This window comes from Dactylosporangium sp. NPDC050588 (genome assembly GCF_040654975.1).
Lineage (GTDB): Bacteria > Actinomycetota > Actinomycetes > Mycobacteriales > Micromonosporaceae > Dactylosporangium > Dactylosporangium maewongense.
Genome location: NZ_JBFAJA010000131.1, coordinates 19,320 through 28,627, shown reverse-complemented (window position 1 = coordinate 28,627; position 9,308 = coordinate 19,320). Strand labels below are relative to the sequence as shown.

General features: G+C 74.8%; 1 protein-coding gene. It reads right to left on the bottom strand.

The window, feature by feature from the left end; all coding sequences use genetic code 11:
* A partial coding sequence (locus AB0I21_RS53140) for an amino acid adenylation domain-containing protein (RefSeq protein WP_360573020.1) occupies positions 1-9,254 on the bottom strand: 9,254 nt, incomplete at its 3' end.
* Between the last annotated feature and the right edge of the window lie 54 nt (positions 9,255-9,308).

Below are 9,308 nucleotides of genomic sequence, written 5' to 3'. Positions count from 1 at the left end.
TTCACCGACACCGAAACGCCGCGGACCCGCAGCCACTCGACCAGCCGCACCGCGAGCAGCGAGTGCCCGCCGAGCGCGAAGAAGTCGTCGTCGACCCCGACGGTGTCGAGACCGAGCACCTCGGCGAACGCCTGGCAGAGCAGCTCCTCTCGGGCGTTGGCGGGGCCGCGCCCAGTCCCGGCCGCGAACTCCGGCGCCGGCAGCGCCTTGCGGTCCAACTTGCCGTTGCGAGTGACCGGCAGCGCGTCGAGGGTCACGAATGCGGACGGCACCATGTACTCCGGCAGCCGCGCCGCCGCGAACTCCCGCAGCCCGTCGACCTGGCCGACCACGTAGGCGACGAGCCGGTCGTCGCGGAGCACGACCGCGGCCTGCTCGACGTCAGGGTGCGCGGCCAGGACCGCCTGGATCTCACCGGGCTCGATCCGGAACCCACGGACCTTCACCTGCTCGTCCGCCCGGCCCAGATAGACGACGTCACCGTCGGCGGACCAGCGGACCACGTCACCTGTACGGTACAGCCGCTCCCCGCTGCCGAACGGGTCCGCGACGAACCGCTCGGCCGTCAGACCGGGCCGGCCCGCGTAACCGCGAGCCAGCTGGACACCGGCCAGGTACAACTCGCCCGCGACGCCCACCGGCACTGGGGCGAGGCGGTCGTCCAGGACGTAGACGCGGGTGTTGAACACCGGCTTCCCGATCGGCACCACCGGTGACGCGTCCGGCAGGACCTCGAACTCGGTGACGTCCACGGACGCCTCGGTCGGGCCGTACAGGTTGAACAGGCCGACGCCCGGCAGCACCTCGAAGAACCGGTCCCGGACCGCAGTACCCAGGGCCTCACCGGAGCAGACGACCCGCCGCAGCCCGGTGCATTCCGCCGCCTCCGGCGCGGCGAGGAACGCCTCCAGCATCGACGGGACGAAGTGAACAGTGTCGACACGGTCATCGCAGATCAACGCCGCGATGTAGGACGGGTCGCGGTGACCGCCCGGCTTCGCGATCACCATCGTCGCGCCCTGGATCAACGGCCAGAACAGCTCCCACACGGACACGTCGAACCCGAACGGGGTCTTGTGCAGCACCCGATCGCCCTCGGCCAGCCCGAACCTGGACTGCATCCACACCAGGCGGTTCACGATGCCCTCGTGCGGCACCACCACGCCCTTGGGCAGACCGGTCGAGCCGGACGTGTAGATGACGTACGCAGCCTGAGCCGGCAGCACCTCGATGCCCGGATCAGTGTCGGGACACCCTTCCGCGTCGACGCTGGTCAATACGAGAACGGCACCCTGGCTCATGTACGCGACCCGCTCGGCCGGCAGATCCGGATCGATCGGCAGATACGCGCCACCTGCCTTCACCACCGCCAGCAACGCCACCACCATGTCCACCCCACGAGGCAGGCACACACCCACCACGGAATCCGCGCACACACCGTCAGCGATCAGCCGGCGCGCCAGACGGTTCGCGCGGCGGTCCAACTCCGCGTACGACACCGACGAACCCTCGAACACCAACGCCAGCGCATCCGGGGTCCGCGCCACCTGCGCCGCGAACAGCGACGGCAGCGTCGCCGACGGCACCTCCGCGACGGTGTCGTTCCACGCCCGCAGCACCAGGTCCAGGTCCGCCGGGTCCAGCACGCTCACCGCCGACACCGGCGCCGACGGGTCCGCCAGCACCGCCTCCAGGACCCGCGCCCACCGCTCCCCCAGCACCGCCACGGACCCGGCGTCGAACAGGTCCGCCGACCCGATCAGCACGCCGTGCAGCCCCGCCGGGCGGCCATCACCGTCGAACGATTCGGTGACGCTCCACTCGAGGTCGAACTTCGCCGCCGTGACCGCGGACGCCGGTCCGACCTGACCGTCCACGTCGGCACCGGGCAGGTCCAGGGTCGCGCCGGCCGTGTTCTGCACGGTCAGCATCACCTGGAACAGCGGGTGCCGGGCCAGGGAGCGGACCGGTGCCAGCTCCTCGACGAGCAGCTCGAACGGCACGTCCTGGTACTCGAACCCCGCCAGGGTCGTCTCCCGCACCCGGGCGAGCAGCTCCGCGAACGTCGGATCCCCCGAGACGTCCGTCCGCACGACGAGCGTGTTGACGAAGAACCCGACCAGATCGTCCAGCGCCTGGTCGGTACGCCCGGCGACGGCCGCGCCGATCGGGACGTCCGTCCCGGCGCCCAGCTTCGACAGCAGCACCCCGAGACCGGCCTGCAGCAGCATGAAGACGGTGACGCCCTCGGCCCGCGCCACGGCGAGCAGCCGCGCGTGCGTGGCCGCGTCCAGCCGCACCGGCACCACGTGCCCGCGACGCCCGGCGACGGCCGGACGGCGCCGATCCGTGGGAAGGGTCAGCTCTTCCGGGGTGCCGGCGAGGGCGTCGCGCCAGTAGGCGACCTGCCGGGCGATGACGCTGTCCTGGTCGGTCTCGTCGCCGAGCAGGTCACGCTGCCAGAGCGCGTAGTCGGCGTACTGGACCGGCAGTGGCCGCCACGCCGGGGCGTGACCGGCCAGCCGGGCCCGGTAGGCCGTGGAGACGTCGGCGGCGAGCGGGCCCCGGGACCAGCCGTCGCCGGCGATGTGGTGCACGACCACGACGAGGACCGTCCGGCCGCCGCCGATGAGCAGCCACGCCCGGATCGGCGGCTCGACGGCCAGGTCGAAGGCGTGCCCGACCGCCGCCTCGAGGTCGGCGACGTCGCCCCGGTGGAGGTCCCAGTCGAGGTCCTCGACCGGGATCACGTGCTGCAGCGGCTCGCCGTCGACGGTCGGGAACACGGTGCGCAGCACCTCGTGCCGGCCGATCACGTCCAGCAGGGCGGCGGCGAGGGCGTCCGCGTCGACGTCGCCGGCGAGGCCGAGGACCATCGGGAGGTTGTACGTGGGGCTCGGCCCGTCGAGCTGCTCCAGGAACCACAGGCGGCGCTGCGCGTAGGACAGCGGCAGCCGGTCGGGCCGCTGCCGGAGCTCCAGCGCGGGACGGGCCGCCGCGGCGCCCGGCAGCCGACGCGCGAGCCCGGCCGGGGTCGGCGCCTCGAACAGGGCGCGCAGCGGCAGCTCCACGCCGAAGACCGCCCGGACGCGGCTCGTGAGCCGCACCGCGAGCAGCGAGTGGCCGCCGAGGGCGAAGAAGTCGTCGTCCACGCCGACGGCGTCGATGCCGAGGACCTCGGCGAAGGCGAGGCACAGCAGAGCCTCGCGGACGTCGGCGGGGCCGCGGCCGGTCCCGGCGTTCGCGGCGAAGTCGGGGGCCGGCAGCGCCTTGCGGTCCAGCTTCCCGTTCGGCGACAGCGGCAGCGCGGCAAGGACGACCACGGCGGCGGGGACCATGTACTCGGGGAGCCGCTCGGCGGCGAACCCGCGCAGCGTCGCCGGCAGGCCGGTGCTCCCGGCGGCGCCGTCGGCGGGCACGACGTAGGCGACGAGGCGCCTGTCGCCACCGGCGTCCTCGCGGGCGACGACGGCGGCCTGGGCGACCCGCGGGTGCGCGACCAGGACCGCCTCGATCTCACCGGGTTCGATCCGGAACCCGCGGATCTTCACCTGCTGGTCGGCACGGCCGAGGTACACGAGTTCGCCGTCGGCGTTCCAGCGCACGACGTCGCCGGTCCGGTACAGCCGTCCGGGCCCGAACGGGTCGGCGACGAACCGCTCGGCCGTCAGTCCGGGCCGGTTCACGTACCCGCGCGCGACACCGCAACCGGCGAGGTACAGCTCACCGGCAACCCCGGCGGGCGCCGGCGTGAGGCGTTCGTCGAGGACGTACGCCCGGGCGCCGCCGATCGGCCGCCCGATCGGCGGGACGGAGCGGGTGGTCCCGTCGTCGTGCCATGCCGTGGCGTACACCGTCGCCTCGGTCGGGCCGTAGATGTTCGCGACGGCCGCGCCCGGCACGGCGGTCTTGATGGTGTCCAGGACCGGCGCCGACAGACCCTCCCCGGCCAGGACGATCGCGTCGGCGGAGACCGAGCCGACGACCGGCACCAGCGCCGACGGCACCGCGCTGACCAGGGTCACGTCGTCGATCGCGGTGTCGGCGAGGGCGAGGAGGTCGTCGACGACCCGGACCGACCCGCCGCAGCACAGCGGGCCCAGCAGCTCGAACACCGACACGTCGAAGCTCAGCGACGTCGCCGCCAGCACCCGCCCGAAGCGGTCGCCGAAGCGGGCGGCGGCCCAGGTCACCAGCGCCGCCACGGATCGCTGCTCGACCACGACGCCCTTCGGCACGCCGGTCGACCCGGACGTGTACATCACGTAGGCCGCGCACCCCGGGCCCGCGGCCACCGGCACCGGCCCGCCGTCGGTCGGCGGCAGGTCGTCGACGGCGATGACCGGGACGGCGGCGGCGGCGAGGGCGGGGAAGCCGGCCGCGGTGAGCACGCACGCCGGTGCCGCGTCGGCGAGCATGAACGCGATCCGCTCCGCCGGGTACGCCGGGTCGACGGGCAGGTAGGCGCCGCCGGCCTTCCACACGCCGAGGACCGCGGCGACCATGTCCGCGCCGCGCGGCAGGCACAGCGCCACCACGGACTCGGGTCCGACGCCGGCGTCGGCGAGGGCCCGCGCCACCGTGTCCGCGCGGGCGTCCAGCTGCGCGTACGTGACGACGGCCGGGCCGCACAGCACCGCCGGCGCGTCCGGGGTCCGCGCCACCTGGGCGGCGAACAGTTGCGGGACCGTCGCGTCCGGCGCGGCGAACCCGGTGTCGTTCCACTGCCGCAGCAGGCGGTCCAGGTCGGGTTCGGCGAGGACGCCGACGGCCGGCAGCGGCAGCCCGGGGTTCCCGTCGAGGGCCGCCACGAGGTTGCCGACGGCGGTGCGGAGCATCCCGGCGACGGCGTCGGGTTCGATCGGCCCGACGGCGTCGACGACGATGCCGAACCCGGCGGGGTGGTCGTCGACCGACACGGTCAGCGGGTAGTTGGTGATGTCGCGGGAGTACAGCTTGCGGATGCCGGCGAACCCGCCGCCGTCCGGGTCGCCGCCTGCCTGGTACCGGTAGTTGAACAGGGTGGTGAACAGCGGCTCGTCGGCCGGGAGGGCGCTGGCCCGCTGGGCGGTGGTGAGCGGGGCGTGCTCGTGTTCGAGCAGCCCGGCGAGCTGGGTGCGCATCGCGGAGACGGCCCCGGCGACGTCCTGGCCGGCGGTGTCGACGCGGACCGGCAGCGTGTTGATGAACAGGCCGGGCGCGCGGTCGGCGCCCGCGCCGGCGTTCATCCGCCCGAACAGCACGGTGCCGAAGACGACGTCGTCGCGGTCGGCGACGACGGCGAGGAGCCGCGCCATCGCCACGTGCAGCAGCGTCGCCGGACTCGACCCGAGCCGCCGGGCGGCGTCACGCAGCCGGGCGGAGACGGCGGGGTCGAGCTCCGCGTGGGCGCGCCGCATGCCGGTGCCGGCGCCGCGCACGTCGGTGACGCCGTAGGCGGCGGTCGGCTGGTCGACGCCCTCGAGAAGGTCGCGGAAGAACGCGTCGTGGTCGCCGGTGGCGGCCGCGGACCTGGTCTGGGCGACGAAGTCGCGGAACGGGCGCGGCGCCGGCAGCGTCGCGGCCCGCCCGGACAGCACCGTCTGGATCTCACCGAGCACGACGTCGAGGGCGACGTGGTCCTGCACGACGTGGTGGCCGCGCAGCAGCCCCAGCCAGCGGCCGCCGGGTGCCTCGGCGACGTGCAGGTCCAGCAGCGGCGCCCGGCCCAGGTCCATCGACAGGCCGACCGCGGCGAGGATCTCGTCGGCGCCGGCCGCCGGGCCGGTCTGCGTGACGGGCAGCGTCGCCGACCGCCACACGACCTGGACCGGTTCGCGCAGCCCGGCCCACACGACGGAGGTGCGCAGCACGTCGTGCCGGTCGATGACCCGCTGCAGCGCGGCCGCGAACCGGTCGAGGCGGTCGCGGTCGGCGAACTCGAGGACCGTCGGCGCGACGTACACGTCGTCCTCGCCGCCGCCGGCGAGGAGGTGGTGGAACAGGATGCCCTGCTGCAGCGGGGCCAGGGGGTAGATGTCGGCGACGTTCGCCGCGCCGCCGTCGACGGCGCCGACGACGAGGTCGATCTCCGCCTGGGTCAGGTCCGCGAGGGGCAGCATCTCCGCAGTGATGGCCGTCGCGCCGGTGGGGATCAGGTTGGCGGGGACCTCGGTCGCCGCGATGCCGGCCGCCGCGGCGAGCCCGGCCGGGGTCGGGGTGAGGAACAGCGCCCGGACGGACACGGCCACACCGCGGACCCGCAGCCACTCGACGAGGCGGACGGCGAGCAGGGAGTGCCCGCCGAGGGTGAAGAAGTTGTCGTCGACGCCGACCGTGTCGACGCCGAGCAGCTCACCGAACGCCTGGCAGAGGATCTCCTCGCGGGCGTTCGCCGGTCCGCGGCCGGCGCCGCCCGCGAAGACCGGCTTCGGCAGTGCCCTGCGGTCGAGCTTGCCGTTGGCGGTCAGCGGCAACGCCTCGAGGACGACGACGGCGGCGGGCACCATGTGCTCGGGCAGCCGCGCGGCGGCGTGCTCCCGTAGCGCCGCGCCGTCGGCGGTGCCGGTGACGTAGCCGACGAGGCGCCGGTCACCGGGGGTGTCCTCGCGCACGACGACCGCGGCCTGGCCGACCTGTGGGTGGCCGGCGAGGACGGCCTCGATCTCGGCGGGCTCGATCCGGAACCCGCGCAGCTTCACCTGCTCGTCGGACCGGCCGAGGTAGACCAGGTCCCCGCCGGCGGTCCGGCGCACGACGTCGCCGGTCCGGTAGAGCCGGCCACTGTCGCCACTGCCGAAGGGGTCGGCGACGAACCGGTTCGCGGTCAGGCCGGGCCGGCCGGCGTAGCCGCGAGCGACCTGGGCGCCGCCGATGTACAGCTCTCCGGCGACCCCGGCCGGCACCGGCCGCAGGCGCTCGTCGAGGACGTACAGGCGGGTGTTGGCGATCGGGCGGCCGATCGGCACGACGTCGCCGTCGATCGGCTGCCCCGCCGTCACGCGGTGCACGCAGCACCCGACGACGGTCTCCGTCGGACCGTACTCGTTGACCACCACCGAATCCGGTGCCCGGTCCAGCCACTGGCGGACCGGGCCCGCCGTCAGCGCCTCGCCGCCGACGACGAGGACCCGCGCGGCCGCCTGCACCGTGACCAGCTCGGCGAGCAGGGGCAGGTGCGCCGGCACGACCTTGAGCACGTCGAACCCGGCGGTGGCGTTGACCAGGTCGGCGAGGGCCTCGGGGCCGCCTCCGGCGGCGACCACGACCGGCGACCCGGTGATGAGCGGCACGACGACGCTCGTCACGGTCAGGTCGAAGGCGAGCGAGGAGTGCAGGACCACGCCGCGGCCCGCCGGCCCGTACTCGGCGGCGGCCCATTGCGCGTAGTTGGTCAGGCCGCCGTGGGTGACGGCGACGCCCTTCGGGGTGCCGGTCGAGCCGGACGTGTAGATGACGTACGCGAGGTGGTCCGGCAGGATCCGCGCCGCGGGGGCGCTGCCGGGCAGGCCGGCCAGGTCCGGGTCGCCGGGGTGCACGACCGGCACACCGGGCGCCGCCACGGGACGGTCGGACACGACGCAGACCGCGCCCGCGTCGGCGAGCATGAAGCCGATCCGCTCGGCCGGGAACGCCGGGTCGACGGGCAGGTAGGCGCCGCCGGCCTTCCACACCGCCAGCAGCGCGACCACGACGTCGACGCCGCGGGGCAGGCACAGTCCCACGACCGAGTCGGGGCCGACCCCGGCGGCGGCCAGCCGGTGGGCGAGCCGGTTCGCGCGGGTGTCCAGGTCCACATAGGACAGTGCGACGCCGTCGCGCACGACCGCGACCGCGTCCGGGGTCCGCGCGACCTGCTCGGCGAACAGCGCGGGGACGAGGTCGGCCCGCAGCGGTGTCGCGGTGTCGTTCCAGCCGGTGAGGAGCAGCTCGCGCTCGGCCGGGTCGAGGACCTGCACCGCGGACAGCGGCAGCGCCGGGTCGGCGGCGACCGCCGCCAGGACCCGGACCCAGCGCCGGGCGATCGACGCCACCGACGCCGCGTCGAACAGGTCCGCCGAGCCGGTGACCCAGCCCCGCAGCCCGGCCGGCGCGCCCGCCGCGTCCTCGATCTCGGCGACCGTCAGGTCCAGGTCGAACTTCGCCGTCGCGTGCTCCGTGGCGACGCCGGCCGCGTCCAGCCCCTGCAGGTCGAGGGCGGCGTTCGCGGTGTTCTGCACGGTCAGCATGACCTGGAACAGGGGGTGCCGGGCCAGGGACCGGGCCGGGGCCAGCTCCTCGACGAGCCGCTCGAACGGGACGTCCTGGTGCGCGAACGCGCCCAGGCTCGTGGTGCGGACCCGGGCGAGGATCTGCTCGAACGTCGGGTCGCCGGTCAGGTCGGTCCGGATCACGAGGGTGTTGACGAAGAACCCGACCAGGTCGTGCAGCGCCTCGTCGGTACGCCCGGCGACGGCCGAGCCGGTCAGGACGTCGTAGCCGGCGCCGAGCTTGGACAGCAGGACCGCCAGGGAGCCCTGCAGCAGCATGAACATGGTGACGCCCTGCGCCCGGGCGAGGCGGGCCAGCCGCGCGTGCAGGTCGGCGGGCACCTCGACCGGGACCTGGTGGCCGCGGTGGCCGGCGACGAGCGGGCGCGGCCGGTCCGCGGGCAGCGTCAGCTCCTCCGGGGCCCCTTCGAGGGTCTCGCGCCAGTACGCGACCTGCCGTGCGATGAGGCTGTCCGGGTCGGACTCGTCGCCGAGCAGCTCCCGTTGCCAGAGGGCGTAGTCGGCGTACTGGACCGGCAGCGGTTCCCAGTCCGGGGCCCGGCCGGCGCGGCGGGCGGCGTACGCGGTGGACAGGTCCCGCGCCAGCGGCGCCTTCGACCAGCCGTCGCCGGCGATGTGGTGCATCACCACCATCAGCACGTGCTCGTGCGGCCCGGACGAGATCAGCGTGGCGCGGATCGGGATCTCGGCGGCGAGGTCGAACACGTGCCCGGCGGCCGCGTCCACCGCCGCCGGCACGTCCGCGGCGGCCACCTCGACGACGCGCAGGGCCCGGTCGAGGTCCTCGAGCGGGACGATCCGCTGGTGCGGCTGCCCGTCGGCGACCGGGAACACGGTGCGGAGCACGGCGTGCCGGCCGATGACGTCGCGCAGCGCCGCGTCCAGCGCCTCGGCGTCGATGGCTCCGGTCAGCCGGAGGGTGATCGGGACGTTGTACGTCGCGCTGGGGCCTTCCAGCTGCCCGATGAACCACAGCCGCTGCTGCGCGTACGACAACGGGATCATCAGGATTCCTCCGAGACGTGCATCAGCCGCAGCGCCGGCCGGATCGGCTTCCCG